Source organism: Botrimarina mediterranea, from assembly GCF_007753265.1.
Taxonomy (GTDB): domain Bacteria; phylum Planctomycetota; class Planctomycetia; order Pirellulales; family Lacipirellulaceae; genus Botrimarina; species Botrimarina mediterranea.
The window spans coordinates 4089376-4110840 of the sequence record NZ_CP036349.1 but is presented as its reverse complement, the minus strand read 5'-3'; the positions used below and the strand labels follow the sequence as shown (position 1 = coordinate 4110840).

Below are 21465 nucleotides of genomic sequence, written 5' to 3'. Positions count from 1 at the left end.
TCATCCGATCGACCCGGGGTCGGTTTGGCCCTTCGCGCCGCTCTCCAGATACGCCGTCAGCATGATCTGTGCGGCGAGTGCGTCGAGCCGCGCCTTGCGGCGTTTGCTGGTGAGGTTCGCCGCCTGCAGAATCTCTTCGGCTTGCGACGACGTGTAGCGCTCGTCGAAGAACTCGACCGGCACGCCGGTCTTCTCCGCAAGCCACTTGCCGAAGCGCCGCGCTTCAAGCGACTTCTGGCTCTCACCGCCGTCGAGGTGCACCGGCAGGCCGACGACCCAGCGGATCAGTCGCTCTTCCCGCGCGAGCGTCGCGAAGTACTCGCCGTCGAGCCGCTCGCTACGCCGGTTGTAATTCTCGTGCGGCGAAGCCATGCCGACCTCGAGGTCGCCGATCGCCACGCCAATGCGGACCGTGCCGTAATCGATACCGCCGATGCGACCGCGCTGCAATTGCGGATTGCGTATTGCGGATTGCGGATTGGCATCGTCGCTTTCGGCATTCCCCTTTCCACTTTCCGCCTTCATAAAAAGCTCTCCCACCCGCGCGTCTCCAACTCCTTTACAATCGCCCGGATGCTTTCTTCGTCGTGCTTGTTGGCGACGAGGGTGGCGTCGGGGGTGTGGACGACGATCAGGTCTTCGCAGCCGAGCGTGACGACGAGGTGGTCGGGCGTCGTGCGGACGATGGCGCCGGTGGTGTTGAGGCCGAGGTGCTTGCCGACGATCGTGTTGCCGGCGTCGTCCGCGCCGAGGCGGCGCGGCAGCGACTGCCAACCGCCGAGGTCGTCCCACTCGAAGGGCGCCTCGATGACGGCGACGTTCTTGGCGTGCTCCATCACGGCGTAGTCGATCGACACGCCCTTGATGGCGGCGAACTCATGCTCGAACACGGCCGGCCCGTCGGGCGTGTCCCAGGCGTCAACGATTTTTTCGAGGTGGGCGAGCGTCTCCGGTTGGCGTTCGCGCAGGGCGTCGAGAATGGTCGAAGCCCGCCAGCAGAAGATGCCGCTGTTCCAATAGAAATCGCCCGAGGCGAGGAACTCGGCGGCGGTCGCCGCGTCGGGCTTCTCACGGAATCGCGCGACCTTGAACGCTGACGCGTCGCCGCAAGTGTCCGTTAGCGCTTCGGCCCGTTGGATGTAACCGAAGATCTCGGCGGGGTAGGTCGGCTTGATGCCGAAGGTGACGATCCGCGATGGCTCAGCGTCCACTAGGGCCTCGGCCTGCTTCACCGCTGCCTGAAAGACTTCGGGCGTGGCGATCACATGGTCGGCCGGCATGACGATCATCGTCCCGTCCGGGTCCTTGCGAGCCTTCGCCACCAGCAGTGCCGCCAAGCCGATGCACGGCGCCGTGTCGCGCTTGCAGGGTTCGCCAACGATCGAGGACGCGGGGAGCTCCGGTAGTTGCTTTGCAACATCGGCAACGAGCCGCTGATTCGTCACGACCATCCGCCGTTCGGGCGGCACGACATCGCCGAGCCGCTGCGCGGTCTGGCGGATCATCGTCTCATCGCCCACGAGCGAGAGCATCTGTTTGGGCCTGTCGCGGCGGCTAGCGGGCCAGAACCGAGTGCCGGACCCGCCGGCCATGATGATCGCGTGGAGCATGAAGAAGTGGGCAGTGGGCTGAGTTTTTTGAGCCGCGACCGTGAGGGAGTCGGAGCCGTCGGAAAGAGCCAACACACTCTAACGCCCCAACTCTATCCCGCCGACTGGCCCCCGAGCGTTGCGACGAGCGATTCCACGGCGGCTATCGGATCGCTTGCTCCGGATACGGCCCCACTGACGGCTACACGACGCAGGCCCGCGGTGACGACCTCACTAACGTTTGCCGGGGTGATTCCGCCGATCGCGAACGCCGGCAGCGAGACCTCTGCCGCGACTTGGCGGACGAAATCGAGCCCCGGGAACTCGGCAAACGCCTTCGTTGTCGATGGGAACGTCGGCCCAACGCCCAGATAATCCGCCCCGGCTAGCACCGCGGTGCGGGCCTGTTCGATCGAGTGCGTCGATACGCCCACCAATCGCCCCGGCCCAACAACCGAACGGGCGTCGGCGACGGTCAGTTCTTCTTGCCCCACGTGTATGCCGTCGGCCCCGGCGGCGACGGCGATGTCGGCCCGGTCGTTGATGATCGACGTGACGCCGTGCCGACGGCAGAGACTCGCTAAGTGGCGAGCCCGCTCGACGAGGGTTCGATCGTCGAGCGACTTGTCACGGAGCTGCAGCACATCAGCGCCCGCCTCGCAGAGCGTCTCGACACGTCGGGCGAACGCTTCGGACGATTCGGAGCCGTCAATAAGGACGTAGAGTCGGGCATCGCCGAGGCGTTCGCGGCCGCGTTGAGTCCCGCCGAGGCCGGAGGCGAGCGTGTAGGCGTCGTACCGCAGCCGCTCGAACCGGGCGCCGAGGGCCGGGTCGATCGTTTTGCCATACTCCTCCAGCGAGCGGATCGCCTCCTGCAAGCGACCCAGGCTCGCGGCGCAGACGGCCCAGGCGTCGGTGCGTTGGCCCTCGCTAGCAGTCGAGATCGCCGTCCCCACGTCCCCAGGCGTGTCACGACACGCCAGCCGGTCTGCTAGCGGCAGAATGCCCCCCGCCGCCGCGATGCCGTGCCGCAGCTCCTTCGCGAGCCGTGCGAGGTGAGCGTCGTCGAGCACAAACCGTGCATAGTCCTCAACGACCCGCGCGCCCTCGCTCGCCCGGTTGAGCGAAGCGTCGAGGAGCCGGATGACGCGGTGGTTTAGGGTGTTTGGGTGGTTCATGGGCCGGGCGTGCTTGGAGAGTTCAGGTCGTAGTCTCACGCAAAGGCGCGATGAAGTTAATGACCAATGTCCAAATCCCAATGACCAATGCTGTAGTGCGCACGGCGACAGCACCACATTTTCGGCCCCAGATCCCTTCAATTGGTCATTGGGGCTTGGTTATTGATCCCTTCAACCTCTTCCAGACAGGGCGCCTCACCTTCGCCTGCCACATTGGCGGCGAATCCGCACGATGTGGAATCCCACATCCAACCGGCGGCGTACGTTTGTAGAGGCCGTCAGCGAGGGCGCTGCTAGCGGTCCTGTTTCGCCGTAAACCCCCTTCGCCGTTGGGTTTGTCTTGTTACCCCTCGGGGCGACCGATACACTCCGCGCCGCCGTTACGACGGGACGGATCGGCCTATCCCGTCGATGCGCCCCGCTATTTGCATACTCACTAGCCATGCCGCCGCTTCGATGAAGCCGGCGGCTACCCGAAAGGGCCGGTTTTTTGCCTCGTCGTCAGCCCCGCCGCCACCTGCACTGGGCCGCCTATCTGTGGCCCGGGTTGCCGCACTTATGGGTGCGGGGCTCACTGGCGGGACTGACGTTGGCGCTGGCCTTTTCGGTGCTGCTGAACGTTCTGGTTCTGGCGACGCTAGTTTGGCCCGCGTGGCTGGAATCACGGCTTAAGTTTGCATGTGGCGCAACGGCCGTTGCGCTATGGCTCGCGGCGTTATGGGAAACGCGCGGCGAGCTCCGTCGATTGGCCGCCCAACGCAAGGCCGCCGAAAGCGAGGCAATCGACGGCAATGACCCGGCCGAAACCGACCGATCAAAGCCTGTTCCTAACGACTCCTTACTGAACGACTCCTTATTGGGCGAGGCGCAAACGAGCTACCTGCGGGGCGATTGGCTCACGGCGGAACGCAAGCTCCGCGAGGCGATCCGCCGCGACCGCGACGACTTCGAGGCCCGGTTCTGGCTGGTGAGTGTGCTCCGCACAGCGGGGCGTCACCGCCACGCCCAACGGCTGCTGCGGCGGGTCGAACGGCTCGACGCCGCTGTCGCCTGGCGCCACGAGATCACCGACGAGCACCGCCGCCTCGACGAGTTCCTGCGGCCCGCGGCCGACGAAAGAGACGAGGACCCCACCATCCTGCCGATCGATTCTGCCCGGCCCTCGGCTGACGCCGGTCAGCGTCGGGTGGCCTGAAAGTTCGCCGCCTTGGCGGACCGTCTTGGTGAGAAGGTGAACAAAGGCCTACAATACAGCGCATCAACGACAGCACAGCGACACTACCGAAAGACGTCCACAAGCGACCCCGGCACGGAAAGACAAGCCCGCCGAGCTAAACCGATCCAACCAGTGAGCCGCCGGGCTCGCTATCGCAACGGAGACACTCCATGTACGAACGCTTCACCGACCGCGCCCGCAAGGTGATGCAGCTGGCCAACCAAGAGGCCCAGCGCTTCAACCACGAATACATCGGGACCGAGCACGTGCTGCTCGGCCTCATCAAGGAAGGAAGCGGCGTCGCGGCGAACGTTCTGAAGAACCTCGACGTCGACCTGCGCAAGATCCGCCTCGAGGTCGAGAAGCTCGTTCAGAGTGGCCCCGACATGGTCACGATGGGCAAGCTCCCGCAGACCCCCCGCGCCAAGAAGGTCATCGAATACTCGATGGAAGAGGCGCGGAACCTCAATCACAACTACGTCGGCACCGAGCACATCCTGCTCGGACTACTTAGAGAACAAGAGGGCGTCGCCGCTCAGGTGCTGATGAACCTCGGTCTCAAGCTCGAGGAAGTCCGCGACGAAGTGCTCAACCTCCTCGGCCACGGCATTGAGGGGGGTGAGCCCGAGCGTGGCGGCCGTGCCGGCATGGAGACCGCCGAGGAAGGCGAAGAGGAAGGTGGCGAAGGCCGCAGCGGGCGCAAGGGCTCGCGCAGCAAGACCCCCGCGCTCGACAGCTTCGGCCGTGACCTCACCGAGCTGGCGCGTCAGGGCAAGCTCGACCCGGTCATCGGCCGCGAAAAAGAAATCGAGCGCGCGATCCAGGTCCTCTGCCGCCGCACGAAGAACAACCCGGTGCTGCTTGGCGAAGCGGGCGTCGGTAAGACGGCAATCGTCGAGGGCTTCGCCCAACGCGTCATCGACGGCAACGTCCCTGAACTGCTGCTCGATCGGCGGATCGTGGTGCTCGACCTGGCGATGATGGTCGCCGGCACGAAGTACCGCGGCCAGTTCGAAGAGCGGATCAAGGCCGTGATGAACGAGGTCCGTCGCGCCAAGAACACGATCCTGTTCATCGACGAGTTGCACACGCTCGTCGGCGCCGGTGGCGCCGAGGGCGCGATCGACGCGTCGAACGTCCTCAAGCCGGCCCTCGCCCGTGGCGAGATCCAGTGCATCGGCGCTACGACGCTCGACGAGTACCGCAAGTACATCGAGAAGGACTCGGCGCTCGCCCGCCGGTTCCAGGAAGTGCTCGTCGAGCCGACCACGGCCAACGACACCAAGGAAATCCTCCGCGGCCTTCGTGAGCGGTACGAAGAGCACCACCGTGTGCAAATCACCGACGACGCAATCGACGCTGCCGTCGATTTCTCGGACCGCTACATCACCGGCCGTTGCCTGCCAGACAAGGCGATCGATGTCATCGATGAGGCGGGCGCGCGGGTCCGTCTGAAGACGATGTCGAAGCCGCCAAATCTCAAAGAGATCGACGAAGAGGTCGAGGCCCTCAACCGCGACAAAGAAGAGGCCGTCGCGAACCAGGACTTTGAGAAGGCCGCCGCCCTCCGGGACCAGGCCGACAAGCTCAAGAAGAAGAAGGCCCAGATCACCAAGGACTGGCGCGAAAAGTCACGTGAGAATGGCGGCGTCGTCGATGAGGACATCATCGCCGAAGTCGTGTCGAAGATGACCGGCATCCCGCTGACGCGGATGAGCACCGAAGATTCGCTCCGCCTGATGCGGATGGAAGAGGAGCTACACAAGAAGGTCATCAGCCAGGACGAGGCCATCAAGGCGATCGCCAAGGCGGTCCGTCGCAGCCGCAGCGGCCTGCAAGACCCAAAGCGTCCCACCGGCACGTTCGTCTTCGCCGGTCCGACCGGCGTCGGCAAGACGTTGCTCGCTAAGGCGTTGGCGGAGTTCATGTTCGGCGACGCCGAGGCGTTGATCCAGATCGACATGTCCGAGTACATGGAGAAGCACAACGTCAGCCGACTGATCGGCGCCCCTCCCGGGTACGTCGGTTACGAGGAAGGTGGTCAGCTCACCGAGCAGATCCGCCGCCGTCCGTACGCCGTGGTGTTGCTCGACGAGATCGAGAAGGCGCACCCCGAGGTGTTCAACATGCTCCTCCAGCTGATGGAGGAGGGGCGCCTCACCGACTCGTTCGGCCGTAACGTCGACTTCCGCAACACGATCGTCATCATGACGACCAACGCGGGCGCCGAAGCGATCAAGAACGAGTCCGCCTTCGGCTTCCAGAAGCCGGACGAGGACGCCAGCTACGACGCGATGAAGGCCCGTGTGATGGACGAGATCGAAAAGGTCTTCCGTCCCGAGTTCATCAACCGTGTCAACGACGTCATCGTCTTCCGTCACCTGACCGAAGAGAACCTCAAGCACGTGGTGGAGCTGGAAGTCGCCAAGGTCCGCCAGCGTCTGGAAGAGAAGGGCCTCGTGCTCGAACTCTCCGACGAGTCCAAGGCGTTCCTCGTGAAGAAGGGCTCGAACACCGACTACGGCGCGCGTCCGCTCCGTCGTGCGATTGAGTCGTTCGTCGAGGACCCGCTGGCCGAGGAGCTGCTCAAGGGCGAGTTCGCCGGCAAGGACACGATCCGCGTCGACGTGAAGACCGTCGGCGAAAAGAAGCAGCTCGTGTTCGAGGGGGTGCAAACGAAGGAATCGGAGCCTGAAACCGTCGGCGCCGGCGTCGGCGGCGAAGGCGAAGAGACCGAGGGCTGAGCCCCGCAGGACGCCTGAGTACCGCAACCATCGAGGCGGGCCGCAGAGTGCGGCCCGCCTTTTTGCTTGATCAACACCTTCGATTCGAAGGCGTCGTGCTTCGATTAGTCTCAGGCGACCGCATCTAACGGCAGAGTTGGTGTTCTATAGCGGACTTTATTTTGCTGTAGCGTCTCGCGCAGAGACGCGGAGACGCGGAGGGTAGGCAGCGAAGACTCACGCCAAGCCGCCAAGGCGCAAAGACAAAGTCGTTGAGAAATGAGCGTAGCTGTAAACGATCGCACAGCAACGCGTTCTTTGCGGCTTAGCGCCTCTGCGTGAGTCTTGAAGGCATCCAACTCTGCGTCTCTGCGTCTCTGCGCGAGACTTCTCCACATTGCGTCGTGGATCAGAGCGAGGCTAGAAGCGCTACGGCCAAGTGAAGCACGCTCTAGAACGACGCCGCCCCACTAGCATGCACTAATGGGGCGGCGTTTGATTGGATCGTCCGGCTCTTCAACTCAGCCGGGCAGCCGTCGGCGCCACAGCAGTGAAACGGCTCCGAGGCACGCCATGCCGATGGCGGCCGGTTCCGGGATGGCGCTGGACGCGATGTCGGTGCGGCCGTAATTGGCGACCCAGCGATCGTACTGGGCGGCGCCGACTTCTCCACCGTCGATGTCGTTAGGCAGAAGGCTGGCGTCGTTCCCAACGTTGTCGCGCCAGACGGTGTAGTCCGCCGCATCAACGACGCCGTCGTCATTGAAGTCACCCTCAAGTACGTCGGCGACAACACGGTAAATCTTGTTGCCGAGATAATCGACCAGATAGAGCTCGCCCATCGCGTCTTCCGTAATGGCGGTGATGCGCGGGGGGAGAGAGTCGGGGAAGAGTTCAGGGCCGCGATCAATCACGTTGATCGTCTCGTCATCGACATTAAAAGAACGGACGTACCGCTGGTTGAAGTCGGCGAATACGTACTCCCCCTGTAAGGCAGGGATCGCATCGCCGCGATAGACGGTTCCCCCTGTGATCGAGACGCCACCAGAAACGGAGGGATAGTAGTAGATGGGGTCGATGGCGTCGGGAGGAGCCGGGTCATTTACGTACGGGACGTCGAATGGTCCCTCAAGCGCCCGCCATCCGAAATTGGCGCCGCTTTGCCCCGTGGGCAAGAGATTAACTTCCTCGTAAATGTTCGAGCCCACGTCGCCGATGTAGAGGTCGCCGTTGGCCTGGTCGAATGACGCGCGGTAAGGATGCCGCAAGCCTAGCGCATAGACTTCCGCCGCGCCCTCGCCCGGCTCGAACGCGTTGTTGGCAGGAATCGCATAGTTGCGAGTACTGTCCTCGGGGAAATCGTCACCACTGACATCGAGTCGCAGCACCTTCCCGTGTAGATCGTTCGGGTCTTGGGCGGGCAAGCCGTTATCGACGCCGTTGTTGGCTCCGCCGTCACCCGTCGTCACGTAGAGGTAGCCATCGACGGGGCTGAAGCCGAGCCAACCACCGTTGTGGCTCCCCCGGTTCGGCATCTCCATAATCTGACGCTCGTACGTGGGGTCAGCCTGCAGGGGATTGGTCTCAGAACGCTTCCGCTCGACGACACGGACAAAGGGGTCCGTGTCACGGTAGACGTAGGTGTAGAAGAGGCCGTTGGTCTCGTAATCCGGGTGGAAGGCAAAACACAACAAGCCGTCTTGAATCCCCGTCGAATTGGGCAGGTCGAGAAACGTCGACTTGAGAGCCCCAGTCGTCCGGTCGAGCACGTTGATCAAGCCGCTCGCCCGCGTCGCGTAGTAGATGTTGTTGGGATCCGATTGAGTGGCCGAAAGGTAGATTGGCAATCCGGACGTTGTTGCGACTAACTCTGCGCGCAAGGGCACAGCGTCCGCCGCAGTTGCCATCGTGAGGATCAGGCCGACCGCGGTGAGAATCTGGGTGATTTTGCTTACGGGATAGGCCATCAATTTACAGTGATTGAGTAATCGCCTGAGTCGATCCGCAACTAAACGACAGGCAGGAAGGCGGGTGGAAAGAGGGCCGCAGCGTGTCTCGGCCGCGGCAAGGGGGGACAGCCGAAGGGAATCAGCGAAGATGCGTTAGCCAGAAAGTCCCTCCCAGAGACCTCGCCTCCAGCATCGAGAGCAAATGCAGGGTAGTTGCGTTGCAAAATGCGGTCAACAATTGGGCCACAATCAACCAATAGCCGCCTGTTATCGAGTTAGCGGCCGCCGTAGCAATTGGGACCCAAGAACCCCTCACCGAGGGGGGGCGGCCGGCTGGATGGACACCTCCGTCACTCGCCATTGGTGCAAGCGCGACTAGTTCGTTACCCGCCGGCTGCTGTCTGCTGTAAGACGTGATTAATAACGTCATCGTCGGCAAATTTTGCTCAAGTCGCCCAGCCGGCAAAGTCGAAAGCATTCGATGGCCCTGCGCCGCGCTTTCGTCCGTGCCTCGATTCACTGCCCGAGTCCTTCCGATGGCTTCGCCGCTTGCCGCCGCGCGTTCGGGCTTAGGTCTGTTGGATGGCGTTGTATGGGTTGGCGCCAAGGTGCTCGAAGGCGTTGCGACGCTCGGCAGCATGGCGATTTTCTTCCTGCAGACACTTTCCTGGATTGTCGCGCGCTGGCCGAGTCGGCGGCTCTTGGTGGCGAGCTTGCACCAGATCGGCGTCTCGAGCTTGCCGGTGATCTGCCTTACCGGCGCGTTCATCGGCATGGTGCTGGCGGTGCAGTCGTACTACCAGTTCCGCGCGTTCGGCATGGAGTCACGCCTTGGCGTGATGATCAACCTGTCGATGTTCCGCGAATTGGGTCCCGTGCTCGCCGCGACCATGCTCGCCGGCCGGGTCGGAAGCGCCATCGCCGCCGAACTGGGCACCATGAAAGTGACCGAACAGATCGACGCGCTGGCGTCGATGGGCGCGAGCCCTATCCAACACTTGGTAGCGCCGCGGTTCCTCGCCTGCTTGGCGATGATCCCGCTGCTCACGATCGCTGCGATCGCGATGGGCGTGCTCGGCGGCGCGTTCTACTGCATCTACGTGTTCGGCGTAGACCCGTTCTTTTACTTCGAGAACGCCCGCGAAGGGACCGAGCGCTGGGACATCGCGTACGGCGTCATCAAGAGCTTCTTCTTCGGCGCCGCGATCGCGATCATCAGCTGCTACCGCGGCTTCCACTCCAGCGCCGGCGCCGAGGGCGTCGGCCAGGCGGCGACGATCTCGTTCGTGCAATCGTTCGTAACGATCTTGGTGCTCGATCTCTTCCTGAGCATCGGGCTCGACCGGATGCACGACTTCCTCTGGCCGCCGAGCGGGATGTGACGGCTACGCCAGTTTCAACTACCGAAGAGCCGCTGGTTGCCGTCGAGCGGATGTCGGTCCAGTTCGGATCGCAGACGGTGCTGCGCGACCTGTCACTCGGCGTCCGCCGTGGCGAGACGCTGGCGATCATCGGCGAGAGCGGGTGCGGCAAGACCGTGCTACTCAAGACGCTGATCGGCTTGGTAAGGCCGACCTCGGGCCGTGTGGTCTTCGATGGTCAGACGCTAAATGAACTGGACGACCGCCACTTGACCGCCGCCCGGTTGCGGTTCGGATTCGTGTTCCAGCAAGCGGCGCTGTTCGACTCGCAAACGGTGGCGGAGAACGTGATGTTCCCGCTCTTGGAACACCGGCGGGGTACGCCCGACGAGGCCCGCGCGAAGGCGCTCGAGCACCTGCGTCAGGTCGGCCTGCCCGAATCGGCGATGCAGAAGAAGCCCGCGGAGCTTTCGGGCGGCATGCGTAAGCGGGTCGGCCTTGCGCGGGCGTTGATGATGGACCCCGATGTGCTGCTCTACGACGAACCGACGACCGGTCTCGACCCGATCATGAGTGACGTCGTGAATGAACTAATCCTCAAGACCAGTGATCTGCGGAAGTCGGAGAATCCCGTCACGAGCATCGTCGTAACGCACGATATGCACAGCGCGAGGAAGGTCGCCGACCGGATCGTGATGCTCTACCCGGTGCCGCGTCTCAAGGGAGACGAATCGCAGATCGTCTACGAAGGCCTGGCCGAGAAGATCGAGAAATCGAGCGACCCACGCGTCACCCAATTCGTCCGCGGCGAAGCCGGCGATCGCCTCGAAGAACTACAAATCGCCTAGCGGTTTTTACCTGCCCACTGCCGACTGCCCACTCCAAATGTCCAACCGAAACCAAGAACTGCGTGTCGGCGCTGTGACGCTCGTCATCTCGGGCATTGCGGCCGTGCTGGCGACGTTTGGCGCCGGCGTGTCGTTGCCGCTTGGGGCGTCGACTTACCAGATTAAAATCCGCACCGACCGCGCGCCGGGCGTGGGCGAGAACACGCCCGTGCGTAAGGATGGCGTCGCGATAGGCCGTGTTACCAGCGCAGACTTCTTACCCGAAGGGGGCGTTCTGATCACGGCCGATATCCAGCCGGGGGCGCCGATCTACCAATCCGACACCTGCAGCATCCGGCCTTCGTCTCTCTTTGGCGACGCGGTGATCAACTTCGCCTACGCTGGCGACGGAACCATGCCACCGCAGCGGCTCGAGCCCGATTCGCTCGTGGCGGCCTCTTCACTCCCCGACCCGATCGAAGCACTCACCAGCTTGCAGGTCGATGTGGGACCGACGATCGAGTCGATGGGCCGCGCCGCCACCGCCGTAGAACAGTTGACGACCAAGGTGAATCGCGCTCTAGGGGACGACTTCGGCGGCGAACGCATGACGAGTCTCGTGGATGACATGACCGTCTCGATGCGCGAATTTCAGGCGACGATGCAAGTGATGGAGCGGACGATGAAGCAGGTCGAGACCCTGGTGAGCGACCCCGACCTGCAGCGTGGTGTCGACGAGATCCCCGCTCTCCTCACGGACGCCCGCACCACCGTGCAGAAGGCGACGCAAACGCTCGATCAGTTCGGCGGCGTTGTGAACAGCGCCGAGACGAACCTGCGTAACCTCGAAGGCTTCACCAAGCCCCTAGGCGACCAGGGCGCCGAGCTGTCGCAGAAGCTGGTCTCGGCGATCGACAACCTCGACCGCACGCTCGCCGACGCGTCACGTTTCGTCGGGACGATGACCGCCAGCCGCGGCACGCTCAACCGGCTGCTCAACGACCCCGAGCTCTACGACGAAGTGCAACGTGTCGTGGCGAACGCCAACGTGGTGCTCTACCACATGGACGAACGTCTCAAGCAAGTGCGGCCGATCCTCGACGACGCCCGGGTGTTTACCGACAAGATCGCCCGCGAGCCCGGCCGCCTCGTCGGTGGGGCGCTGAATAAAGGGCCCGGCTTGAAGTAATGCAATCCTTCGCGTCGCGGCGCCTCCCTTCAATACCGGAACGAGTTCGGCGAGGTTGTCGTCGGCGATAACGCCGGCGGTTCTGAGCGAAGGGGAGGAGGTGGATCGCTCGGCGTCTGCGGCGTGAAGCCGCCGAAGGGGTCCACCGCAGAGGCCGGCGTCACCGGCGCGGCGCCGACGGGCGTCACTTGCCGCCGCAGGTCCTCGCCGCGGGCGATGATCTGCTCGGCCGGTTCAATCCGCGCGGGCTGGAGGTTGAAACTCACGGTGCGAGCGTCCTCGATCCGCGCCGGCACGAGGTTCTCGCTGATGAAGTCGATGCCTGGCCACTGGTACCACGGCGCGGGGAGCGGCTGATTGACGGTCAGCGTCTCGTAGCCCGGCAACGACATGCGGACTTCGCGCGTGCCGTAGTAGACATAGTCGACCGAGCACGGCGTCGTGCCGATCCGCTGGTTATCGACGTGGACCACGGCGCCCGGCGGGTTGCTGCGGACCGTCAGCCGGCGACGCACGCAGCCCGTGGCCGAGACGACCGCCAGCAGCACGACGATCGCCGCGAGGGAGCTTCGACGATGGATTCGGATGGCGAGCAAGGGCGGACCGCGACCGATGACAGGAAAAACAAGGGCGGCGGAGTCTAGCGGGCGGCGCCTTGCGGCTCCAGGCCAACGGCGGCGCGAGACGCTGTCACCATCGGGCGCCGCTGGCTACGATGCAAAGACAGGAGCCGTCAATGCCGAGCACGACACCATCACCGCCAGCACTGGTCGTCCACGCCGTTTCGCGGACGGACATCGGCATGCGTCGGTCGACCAATCAGGACGCCGTCTCGGTGGTTCCCGCTGGGGAATCCCCGATCGAGGGGGACGCCTTCCTGATGGTCGCCGATGGAATGGGCGCCCACGCCGCGGGGGAGCTCGCCAGCAAGATCGCGGTCGACACGATCCCCCTAGCTTACGCCAAGTCGCGCGGCGAAGCCCCACCCGCCGCCCTCCGGCAAGCGATCCGGCAGGCCAACGACAAGATCCATCAGAAAGGCTGCTCGTCCACCGAGTTCCATGGCATGGGCACCACTTGCAGTTGCCTGGTGCTGACGCAGGGGGCGGCGATCGTTGGCCACGTCGGCGACAGCCGCGTCTATCGTCTGCGTCACCGCGTGCTCGAGCAGCTGACGTTCGACCACAGCCTGGTCTGGGAGATGGCGGCCGCCAGCAAGGTTTCGGCCGACCGCGTCCCGGCGTGCATCCCGAAGAACGTGATCACCCGATCGCTCGGCCCGCACGAGACGGTGATGATCGATCTCGAAGGACCCCACGAGCTTTGCGACGGTGACATCTTTCTGCTGTGCAGCGACGGCCTGAGCGGCGTTGTGGAAGACCCGATGGCCGGCAGCCTCCTCAGCGTGCTAGAGCCGGAAGCAGCGGCGGAGGCCTTGGTGAATCTGGCGAATCTGCGTGGAGGGCCCGACAACATCTCGGTGATCGTCGCCCGGGTCCAGAAGTCCCAAAGCGCGGCGGGCTGCTGTCACAAGGGCGCCGCTGGCAGCGACACCCTGCCCGCTGCGGGGATCGCCTTGGCGGCCGCCTGCACCGTGGCGATCTTGGTGTCGATCTCAAGCGGGGCCTTCGGCGCGGCCCTGCTGTTCGCGATGGGATTGGGCGCGGCGCTGATGTATACGTTGGCGCGACGACAACCGACCCGCGCCGCCGCGCTGCCGCCCATGCTCGGCGAGGCCCTGGGCAACGGTCCCTACCGACGAACCGAGTGCGGCGACCACGCCGCCGCCGCGGGCGACCTCCGCGACTTGGTGCGCGAGTTATCGTCGCTCCGGTCGGAGGAAGACACGGTCCGCCCCGAAGACGCCGCGACCAATGGCCACCCCAAGGCGGCGCCCTACTACCTCGACTGGGAGCCCTTCCGGGCGCTGCAGCAGACGGCCGACGCGGCGTTCGAACGCGGCGATCACCTCGGCGCCATCAAGCATTACGCCGAGATCATCGCGGACGCGATGGCTCTAGTGCGTGGCGACGACAACACCCGACGCTACGCCGCCCACGGCGATGGAGTGATTAGCTAGCACTCTGAAGTTAGTCGACTCGCGTCCCCGGCTCGCCAGCAAAACCGTTGTTCTCACAACGTCGGTGGCTTGGTACGTTTCTCGGCCTCTCTCGGTCGACTTCCCGCCACGCCCCGCCGCCACCCGTGAAGCTCCTCACCCGGTACGTCTTGCTCGAGCTGTTGCAGGTCTTCCTGCTGACGCTCGCCGGACTGACGGCGCTGATCTTCGTGGGTTTGATCGGCAAGGAGGCGGTTGATAAGGGCCTCGGCCTCGGGCCGCTCTTGCGGATGACGCCTTACATGCTGCCTCAGGCGATGCAGTTCGCGGTGCCGGCGACGATGCTGCTGGCGACGACCAGCGTCTACGGCCGGCTCTCGGCGACCAACGAGATTATCGCCATCAAGGCGATGGGCATCTCGCCCTGGAAGCTCGCCCTGCCGACGATGATCCTCGCGGCGGCGACGAGCCTCGGCGCGGTGGCGCTTAACGATATCGCCGTCTCGTGGGGCCGGCTCGGTGTGCAGCGGGTGTTTGTCGAATCGCTTGAAGAAGTCATCTACAGCCAGCTCCGCCTACACCGCAGCTACGCCGAAGGCGGCCTGCAGATCAGCGTGCAGCACGTCGTCGATCGGACACTTGTACGCCCGACCGTCATCGTGCAGGCGCAGGGTGACAATGAGGCCTGGAAGCTCGAATCCGATTCGGCCCAGCTCAGTTCGTCCCCCGACCGCAAGAAGCTGATCGTCCGCTTCGAGGGGATTGCTCTGGAAGGCGAGGTGAAGGCCGTCATCGACTCTACCGTCGAGCGCGAGATCGATCTCGAAGAGCTCTTCGGCGAGTCGAGTAGTTCGCGTAGCCCCTCGAACTACGCCCTGTCAGAGATCGATCAGGAGCAACGCATCATCAGCAATCGGATCGCCGACATCCATCGCCGCGAGACGACCGAACAAGCGCTGGCGATGATGACCGGCGATTTCGACCGGCTGTCGGCCGAGTCGTGGTTCCCGCTCACCAACACCATTGCCGGCGAAGAGTACCGTTACCGCCGGCTGTCGGTCGAGCCGTTCCGTCGCTGGGCGAACGGCTTCAGCTGTCTGGCGTTCGTCATGGTCGGCGTGCCGATGGCGATCTGGCGTCAGAAGGGCGAGTTCCTGGCCAGCTTCTTCCTCTGCTTCCTGCCGATCCTGCTGGTCTACTACCCGCTGCTGATGGTGAGCGTCGACCACGCCAAGCAGGGAGACGTGCCGCCGATCGCGGTCTGGGTTGGCAACGCGGTGCTAGCGTTGTGGGGGCTGTGGATGATGCGGCGGGTGGTGAGGAACTGAACAATCGGCGGCGAGCCGTAAGCGTCACAGGATTATGCAACTAGTAGCTGAGGGTTCTTTGCGAGCGAGCGGGTTCCGGCGATAAGGAGCTTGGCCTGGACCCAGTGTCGGACGCGGTGGAAGCGTCGGACCCAGGCGGGGAGCGAGGCGAGCCCGCCGCCGAAGGTGACCAGCGTCCCGAAGGAGGTCTCGATCGCCGTCCGCTGGCGGTAGAGAGCCGCCCCGAACGCCGTCCCCAACAGCTCGATGCTCCGCAGCCGACTGGGCGAATGTCGTTGGTGGCCCAAGCCTTTCCCCTTGCGTTTCTTCGCCACCAGCTGAAACCCTTCGGCTTGGGCCGCGTCGTAGAGCGGGTTGGCGTCGTACTCGGTGTCCGCCAGCAGGTAACCGCCGCCGGCAAGCCCTTCGATCAACCAGCGGGCCACGCGTTTCTCGCTGACGTTCATCGGTGAGAGGTCCCAGGCCAGCGGCATCGGCCCATCGCCCCAGATCACATGCAGCTTGTAGCCCAGCTGCTTGCCCCCGGCGCCACGGCCGTAGCCCGCGTCGGGGTCCTTGCTCACCAGACTCACCGCGAGCGCCTTGCCATCGATCTTCTTGACGATCCCCTGGCCCAGGTTCAGCAGCCCGATCAGCCGCTGCTCCACGGCCGTCAGCAGCAGCACGCAAGCGGGCTTACGCAAGCGTCGGCTCAGCGTGCCTTGCGTCGGCAAAGGTTGAGGGCAGAGGTCGGTGGGCCAGTTCTCGGGGCACGCGGCCCAGGCGGTGGGGCGGTCGTGGACCACCGCCCACAGGTAAACCACCACGATGTCGCCGGTGGAGTACCTCCAACTCCCCCATCCCACGTCCAACTGTTTCACCAAACGGTACAATAACCGCCAGAGTTCGCGTTCCATCGGATCGTCTCCCCCTGCAAGGAATAGAATCTCTCCATGCAGAATGGGACGCGGACTCCCTCTTCGCCATCGGACCGTGCTAGCCCTTGCATAATCCTGGTCAGCGCCCGGAGTAGTAGCGGAGAACGCGCTGCCACTCCGGGCGCTGACGCTTACGGCTCGCCTTTTTCTGTCGTTGCCGCCCCCGCGCGGGTCCTGTTATGCTCGCCGACCGCCGGGCGATGGATGCCCAGCGAACCTTCCGTTGCGACAAGGAGGTCGCGCGTGCTCGCGCACCGTTCCATCGGCGTTAAGCTGCGCATCGGCGTGGGCCTCTTGGGGGCCAGCACGTTTGTGCTCTTTTTCGCCGCGATCCACGGGCTCTACGCCTACCGCAACCTGGTCAAGACCCTGAGCGCTCGGGCGGCGGAGTTGCCGATCGCCAACGAGCTGAGCCAGCACGTCGCCGATCTGCGCGTCGCCTACGGCACGGCGCGCGAGCGTTCGATTCTATTGCAACACGCGACGGAGAGTTCCCCCGAAGCGCCGTTCAGTTTCACGGAGAGCAAACCAACCGATGACTCGGCTCTCTCGGCCGAACCTTTCGACTTGCGTCTCCTCTACGTCGCGTACCGCAACGGGCTCGACCGATTTGCGATTACGTTGAACAACTACCGCGGACGACTCGACGCCAACAACGATACGGAAGCATCGCAGATCGGCGACGACGAACCAGAACGCCAGACCCTGGCTCAGATCGACACCGTTCTGAAGAAGATCCATCGCGAAGGAACCTCGGACACGCTGCTCTACGAGGAATTGCGGGGCGGCCCCACGTCGTTAGAAGCGGCTCTCGAACAACTGCGCGAATTAGCGGCGCAACTCCCCAGCCACTTGCACGAGCGATTGGGCGAGCTTTCGGGCGAGGTCCGCTCGCAGTACCACGTCGCGATGGTGCTGTCGTGGACGACCTTCATCTCCGCCCTCGGCCTGCTCACGCTGGCGATGTACGTCTTCCAGTCGTCCGTCGCCAGGCCGATCGGCCACCTCGTCGCCGCGGCGCGGCGGGTGGCGGCCGGTGACTACCAGCATCGCGTCGCGCTCGACTCCAACGACGAGATGGGCGAGCTCGCCGAAGCGATGAACCGGATGATGACCAGCTTCAAGCAGACCCGCGACGAACTCGACAAGCAGGTCCGTGACCGAACCAACCAGGTGATCCGCAGCGAGCAGCTGGCGAGCGTCGGCTTCCTCGCCGCGGGGGTCGCCCACGAGATCAACAACCCGCTCGCAGCGATCGCTATGTGCAGCGAGTCGCTTGAGAGCCGCTTGGTCGATCTGCACGAGGACCCGTCCAACGCCGCCGAGTGGGACATCGTTCACAGCTACCTTGAGACTATCGGTAAGGAATCGTTCCGCTGCAAGCAGATCACCGAGAAGCTGCTTGACTTCTCAAGGATGGGCGATCGCGAACGCCGGCCGACCGAGCTACGCGAGCTCGTGGACGGCGTCATCGAGATGGTCCGCCACCTGGGCAAGTACAAGCACAAAGACGTCGAACTGTTGCCGGGCGAGCCGGTGATCGCCGAGGTCGATGCGCAAGAGATGAAGCAGGTGCTGCTGAACCTCGTCACCAACGGCCTCGACAGCCTCGAGGCCGGCGGTCGCGTGACCGTGGAGATCGATACCGCGTTGATGACCGATGGGCGCCACGCTCGGATCGCCGTGCGCGACAACGGCTGCGGCATGACTGACGAAGTGAAGAAGCACCTCTTCGAGCCGTTCTTCACCCGCCGTCGTGGAGGGCAGGGGACCGGCCTGGGGCTGTCGATCACTTACCGCATCATCGAAGAACACCACGGCGAACTCGCAGCCGACAGCGAAGGCCCCGGCCAGGGCTCGACGTTCACCGTAACGCTGCCAACCGAACAACCCGCCGCCGCCATGGCGGCGTGAGAGATTTTTTTACCACAGATGCACAGGGAGCACGGAGGAAAGCACAGAGGCAGGATCTTGGAGGAGGCGTCTCCAGACTGCGATTACGCGCACCATACCGTTTCGGAATGGAGACCGTAGTCGGCGTCTGGAGACGCCTCCCACAGAGATTGTTCATCTCGTCTCCGTGCCTTCCTCCGCGCCCGCTGTGCCTCCGTGGTGAATCGATTAGAAGAACCGGCCAAGGATGGCCGCCGACGACCGTAAGGAAGCGTGATGCCCGCCGACGTGAAGAAGACGAAGACCCCCAGCCTGTCGCTGCTGTTCGCCGACGACGAGCGCTCGCTGCAAGAGCTGATGAAGCTCGAGCTGCCGCGGATGGGGCACACCGTCACGGTTTGCCCCGACGGGCTGACGGCGGTCGCCGCCATCGAGAAGAATAACTACGACGCGATCATCGTCGACCTCGACATGCCCGGCATGACCGGCGTCGAGGTGATCGGCCGCCTGAAGGAGATGTCCCCCGCGACCGAAGCGGTGGTCCTCACCGGCAAGAGCACGACCGAGAGCGCGATCGCCGCGCTCCGCTACGGCGCGTTCGACTACCTGACGAAGCCTTGCAAGCTGGTGGAGATCGAAGCCCTGCTGCGTCGCATCGCCGCGAAGCGCGAGCTGACTCAGAAGTTCACGGCGCTGCAGCGACGGCTCGACCGCATCGAGGGCGCGCCGACGCTTGTCGGTGACAGCCGACCGATGGCGCGGGTAAAGGCGCTAATCGACAAGGTGGCGCCGACCGAATCGACCGTGCTGATTCTCGGCGAAACGGGCACCGGCAAAGAACTCGTCGCCCGCGCGGTTCACAACCAGTCTCCCCGCGCCGACAAGCCGTTCGTCGCGATCAACTGCGGCGCGCTGCCCGAGAACCTGATCGAGAGCGAGCTGTTCGGTCACGCCAAAGGCTCGTTCACCGGCGCCGACGACCACCGCGTTGGTTTGTTCGAAGTCGCGTCGGGTGGGACGATCTTTCTCGACGAGATCGGCGAACTCCCCAAGGCGATGCAGGCTAAGCTCCTGCGGGTGCTCGAGAGCCGCGAGATCCGCCGCGTCGGCGAGAACAAGACGGTGAACGTCGACGTCCGTGTCGTCTGCGCGACGCACCGCGACCTGTCGGCGATGGTCGCCGCGGACGAGTTCCGCGAAGATCTGATGTACCGCGTCAACACGTTCGAGATCCACCTGCCGGCCTTACGCGAGCGGCTCGACGACCTGCCGAACCTCGCCGAGCACCTGCTGCGGCGTTTCCGCCCGCACGCCAAGCCAATTGAGCAGCAGCTCACCGACGACGCCGTCGCGGCGCTCAAAGGTCACGTCTGGCCGGGCAACGTCCGTGAACTGGCGAACGTGATCGAGCACGCCACGATCCTCTGCGACCAAGGCCCGATCACCGCCGACGACCTGCCGCAACATTTCAACCGCCGGCAGCTCAGTGGCGCTGCGAAGGCGAGCCGCGGGCCGATCACGCTGCGTGAGCTCGAGATGGAGGCGATCTACGAGGCCCTTGAGCGCAACGACGGCTCGAAGCCAAAGGCCGCCGCCGAGTTGGGCATCGCGCTGAAGACGCTTTACAACAAGCTCAGTCAAGAAACGGGACTGAAGGCCGCCTGACGGCTAGAATGACGAAGCACGAATGACGAATGACGAACCTGCCGGTGGCGGATAACTGTGCCGAGAGGTTCGACATTCAGGCTTCGACATTCGTCATTCACTTTGCCTCAGGCACCCTATGAGCATTCTCCTCGAAAGCCCTCTCGCCGTCGGCGCCTTGGGCCTGCTGCTCGTCACGATGGCGGCGATTCCCTATGTGCAGACGCGGTCGCGCGGGGCGTTCATGCTGCTAGTTGCCGCGATGTTGCTGACGGCTGGCGGGATCGCGTTAGAGCGCTGGTGGCTAACGCCGCGCGAGCAGGTGCGGCAATCGCTCGGTCAGCTCTTCGAGGCGATCCGCTCGAACGACCTGCCGGGCGTGCTGCGGAGTATTGACCCCAGCGCGACCGACGTGCAGTCCGACGCCCAAATGCTGATGCCGATGTTCAACGTCGCGGCGGCGAGCCTTGGTGGGGAGGTGACGGTCGAGCTGCCCGACCCCCTGACGGACGGCGCCGTCGCGGTGGCGAAGTTCAAGCCGCTGATTCGTGTGCAGCACAAGCAGTCGGGCGCCGTCGGGCCGTACCACGGTCGGCTCGAGATGGACTTCGTGCGCCGTGGTGACGAGTGGCTGGTAAAAGCATACCGGCCGGCTGAAGGTAAGAATTGGCGTGAGGAAGCGAGTCGGTTGGGGCGATGAAAGGCGCTGCAACTCCGGGCGCTGACGCTTACGGCTCGCCAGCTCGCTGTAGGCGAGCCGTAAGCGTCAGCGCCCGGAGTTGCAGCGCAACCAAACTCACCAACCTTACGCGTTCACGCACCGCGGCGCAATCACCACCCGCCGCCCTGGAAGTGCGATTGCCGACCGGGGCCGTATCCCGACCACGGTTGGGGACGCCAACCGGGGTGCTGACCGCCACTCCAGCCGCCGCCGTTCCAGCCGCCACCACCCCAGTCGCCGCCCCAGTACGGGAACGGAACGGCGTAGGGCATCGGCGCCACGAAGCCAGATTGTGGCGCGTAGGGCCACGCCGTGCCGGGCATGCCGGGGGAAGGTTGAGGCGCGGCCATCGGTGGCGCCCAGTTTCCGTTCCCTTGCGGAGCGTAGCCGTTCTGTGACGGGACGGGCGTTCCGGGGGGCGCCGCCGGGTAACCCGGGTAGCCGTAACCGAAACCCTGCATGCCGCCGAAGAACAAGAACGGGTTGTTGCGGAAGGGCGTCAACGCGTTGAGGGTCTCTAGCTGCGCGTCGTGGCCACGTTCACGTTGGGCATCAAATCCGCCCAGCGTGTTGCCAAAACTCCTCACCTCGTAGATCGCGTCGCTCGAACCGTTCACGCCCTGCAGATTGGTGCGGGTACGCCAGTAACGGCTCACCGTCTGCCGCGGGTCGGGGAGCCCCTCGACAGGCTCGTGCTGGGCGTACTGCACGACGCGCTGCCCCGACTCCGGGCTGTGCGTATAGGCCCCGGGCGCAAAGGCCCAGCTGGCCTCGGCGAGCGCCTCAACCGGGCCCAAGCACAGGCAGGCGATCAGGGCCACCAGCCGCTTGCGGCACAGCGGAGCGAGTTTGGCGTTCATCATCATTTCGC

Annotated in this window: 17 protein-coding genes; 10 read left to right on the top strand and 7 right to left on the bottom strand. The window is 64.4% G+C overall.

From position 1 onward, the window contains the following. The 3 genes from ruvX to Spa11_RS15815 all read right to left on the bottom strand — a co-directional run bounded on the left by ruvX (position 1) and on the right by Spa11_RS15815 (position 2767). Positions 1–525 carry a Holliday junction resolvase RuvX gene (gene ruvX / locus Spa11_RS15825; protein WP_231932979.1) on the bottom strand — a complete coding sequence of 175 codons (525 nt, stop codon included), beginning with the start codon at positions 523–525 and terminating at the stop codon, positions 1–3. After that, a complete protein-coding gene (locus tag Spa11_RS15820) occupies positions 522–1610 on the bottom strand; it encodes a mannose-1-phosphate guanylyltransferase (RefSeq protein ID WP_145113986.1) in 1089 nt (362 codons plus the stop codon). Before Spa11_RS15820 ends, ruvX begins: the two co-directional genes overlap by 4 nt. A gap of 92 nt (positions 1611–1702) precedes the next feature. Then, positions 1703–2767, bottom strand: a complete 1065-nt coding sequence (locus tag Spa11_RS15815) for a thiamine phosphate synthase (protein ID WP_145113983.1) — start codon at positions 2765–2767, stop codon at positions 1703–1705. Between the two features lie 490 nt (positions 2768–3257). Between Spa11_RS15815 and Spa11_RS15810 the strand changes: the two genes are divergently transcribed. Together Spa11_RS15810 and Spa11_RS15805 are read left to right on the top strand one after the other, a co-directional pair. After that, the gene (locus Spa11_RS15810; RefSeq protein ID WP_145113981.1) at positions 3258–3962 is read left to right on the top strand and encodes a hypothetical protein; all 705 of its coding nucleotides are present in this window, start codon (positions 3258–3260) and stop codon (positions 3960–3962) included. 191 nt (positions 3963–4153) lie between these two features. Beyond that, positions 4154–6727 carry an ATP-dependent Clp protease ATP-binding subunit gene (locus Spa11_RS15805; protein ID WP_145113979.1) on the top strand — a complete coding sequence of 858 codons (2574 nt, stop codon included), beginning with the start codon at positions 4154–4156 and terminating at the stop codon, positions 6725–6727. Positions 6728–7227: 500 nt separating this feature from the next. On the opposite strand, the gene Spa11_RS15800 is transcribed toward Spa11_RS15805, so the two are convergent. Then, complete coding sequence (locus Spa11_RS15800) at positions 7228–8673, bottom strand: PQQ-dependent sugar dehydrogenase (RefSeq protein WP_145113977.1); 1446 nt, start codon at positions 8671–8673, stop codon at positions 7228–7230. Between the two features lie 518 nt (positions 8674–9191). Between Spa11_RS15800 and Spa11_RS15795 the strand changes: the two genes are divergently transcribed. The 3 genes from Spa11_RS15795 to Spa11_RS15785 are packed head-to-tail and all read left to right on the top strand — an operon-like array spanning position 9192 to position 12032. Next, positions 9192–10037, top strand: coding sequence for an MlaE family ABC transporter permease (locus tag Spa11_RS15795; RefSeq protein ID WP_145113975.1), 846 nt, complete (start codon positions 9192–9194; stop codon positions 10035–10037). Then, a complete protein-coding gene (locus tag Spa11_RS15790; protein ID WP_231932978.1) occupies positions 10034–10864 on the top strand; it encodes an ABC transporter ATP-binding protein in 831 nt (276 codons plus the stop codon). Before Spa11_RS15795 ends, Spa11_RS15790 begins: the two co-directional genes overlap by 4 nt. Positions 10865–10901: 37 nt before the next feature. Further along, positions 10902–12032 (top strand): MlaD family protein, encoded by a 1131-nt coding sequence (locus Spa11_RS15785; protein WP_145113973.1) that lies wholly within the window; start codon positions 10902–10904, stop codon positions 12030–12032. 29 nt (positions 12033–12061) lie between these two features. Here the strand turns inward: Spa11_RS15785 and Spa11_RS15780 are convergent, their stop codons facing one another. Next, the gene (locus Spa11_RS15780; protein ID WP_231932977.1) at positions 12062–12628 is read right to left on the bottom strand and encodes a PEGA domain-containing protein; all 567 of its coding nucleotides are present in this window, start codon (positions 12626–12628) and stop codon (positions 12062–12064) included. A gap of 140 nt (positions 12629–12768) precedes the next feature. On the opposite strand from Spa11_RS15780, the gene Spa11_RS15775 reads away from it, so the two are divergent. Beyond that, positions 12769–14112, top strand: a complete 1344-nt coding sequence (locus Spa11_RS15775) for a PP2C family protein-serine/threonine phosphatase (protein WP_197529435.1) — start codon at positions 12769–12771, stop codon at positions 14110–14112. Positions 14113–14237: 125 nt separating this feature from the next. Next, positions 14238–15419, top strand: coding sequence for an LptF/LptG family permease (locus Spa11_RS15770; RefSeq protein ID WP_197529434.1), 1182 nt, complete (start codon positions 14238–14240; stop codon positions 15417–15419). A gap of 32 nt (positions 15420–15451) precedes the next feature. Here the strand turns inward: Spa11_RS15770 and Spa11_RS15765 are convergent, their stop codons facing one another. Next, positions 15452–16315 (bottom strand): transposase, encoded by an 864-nt coding sequence (locus tag Spa11_RS15765; RefSeq protein WP_145113967.1) that lies wholly within the window; start codon positions 16313–16315, stop codon positions 15452–15454. 264 nt (positions 16316–16579) lie between these two features. Here Spa11_RS15765 and Spa11_RS15760 point away from each other — a divergent pair, with 264 nt between their 5' ends. The 3 genes from Spa11_RS15760 (at position 16580) to Spa11_RS15750 (ending at position 20573) form a co-directional block, all read left to right on the top strand. Next, on the top strand, positions 16580–18250 hold the full coding sequence (locus tag Spa11_RS15760) for a sensor histidine kinase (RefSeq protein WP_197529433.1): 1671 nt from the start codon (positions 16580–16582) through the stop codon (positions 18248–18250). Positions 18251–18505: 255 nt separating this feature from the next. Next, positions 18506–19894: a sigma-54-dependent transcriptional regulator gene (locus Spa11_RS15755; RefSeq protein WP_231932976.1), complete on the top strand. Its 1389-nt coding sequence runs from the start codon at positions 18506–18508 to the stop codon at positions 19892–19894. Positions 19895–20012: 118 nt separating this feature from the next. Then, positions 20013–20573, top strand: coding sequence for a hypothetical protein (locus tag Spa11_RS15750; RefSeq protein ID WP_145113963.1), 561 nt, complete (start codon positions 20013–20015; stop codon positions 20571–20573). A gap of 131 nt (positions 20574–20704) precedes the next feature. On the opposite strand, the gene Spa11_RS15745 is transcribed toward Spa11_RS15750, so the two are convergent. Further along, positions 20705–21460, bottom strand: a complete 756-nt coding sequence (locus Spa11_RS15745) for a hypothetical protein (RefSeq protein ID WP_145113961.1) — start codon at positions 21458–21460, stop codon at positions 20705–20707. Positions 21461–21465 lie beyond the last annotated feature (5 nt).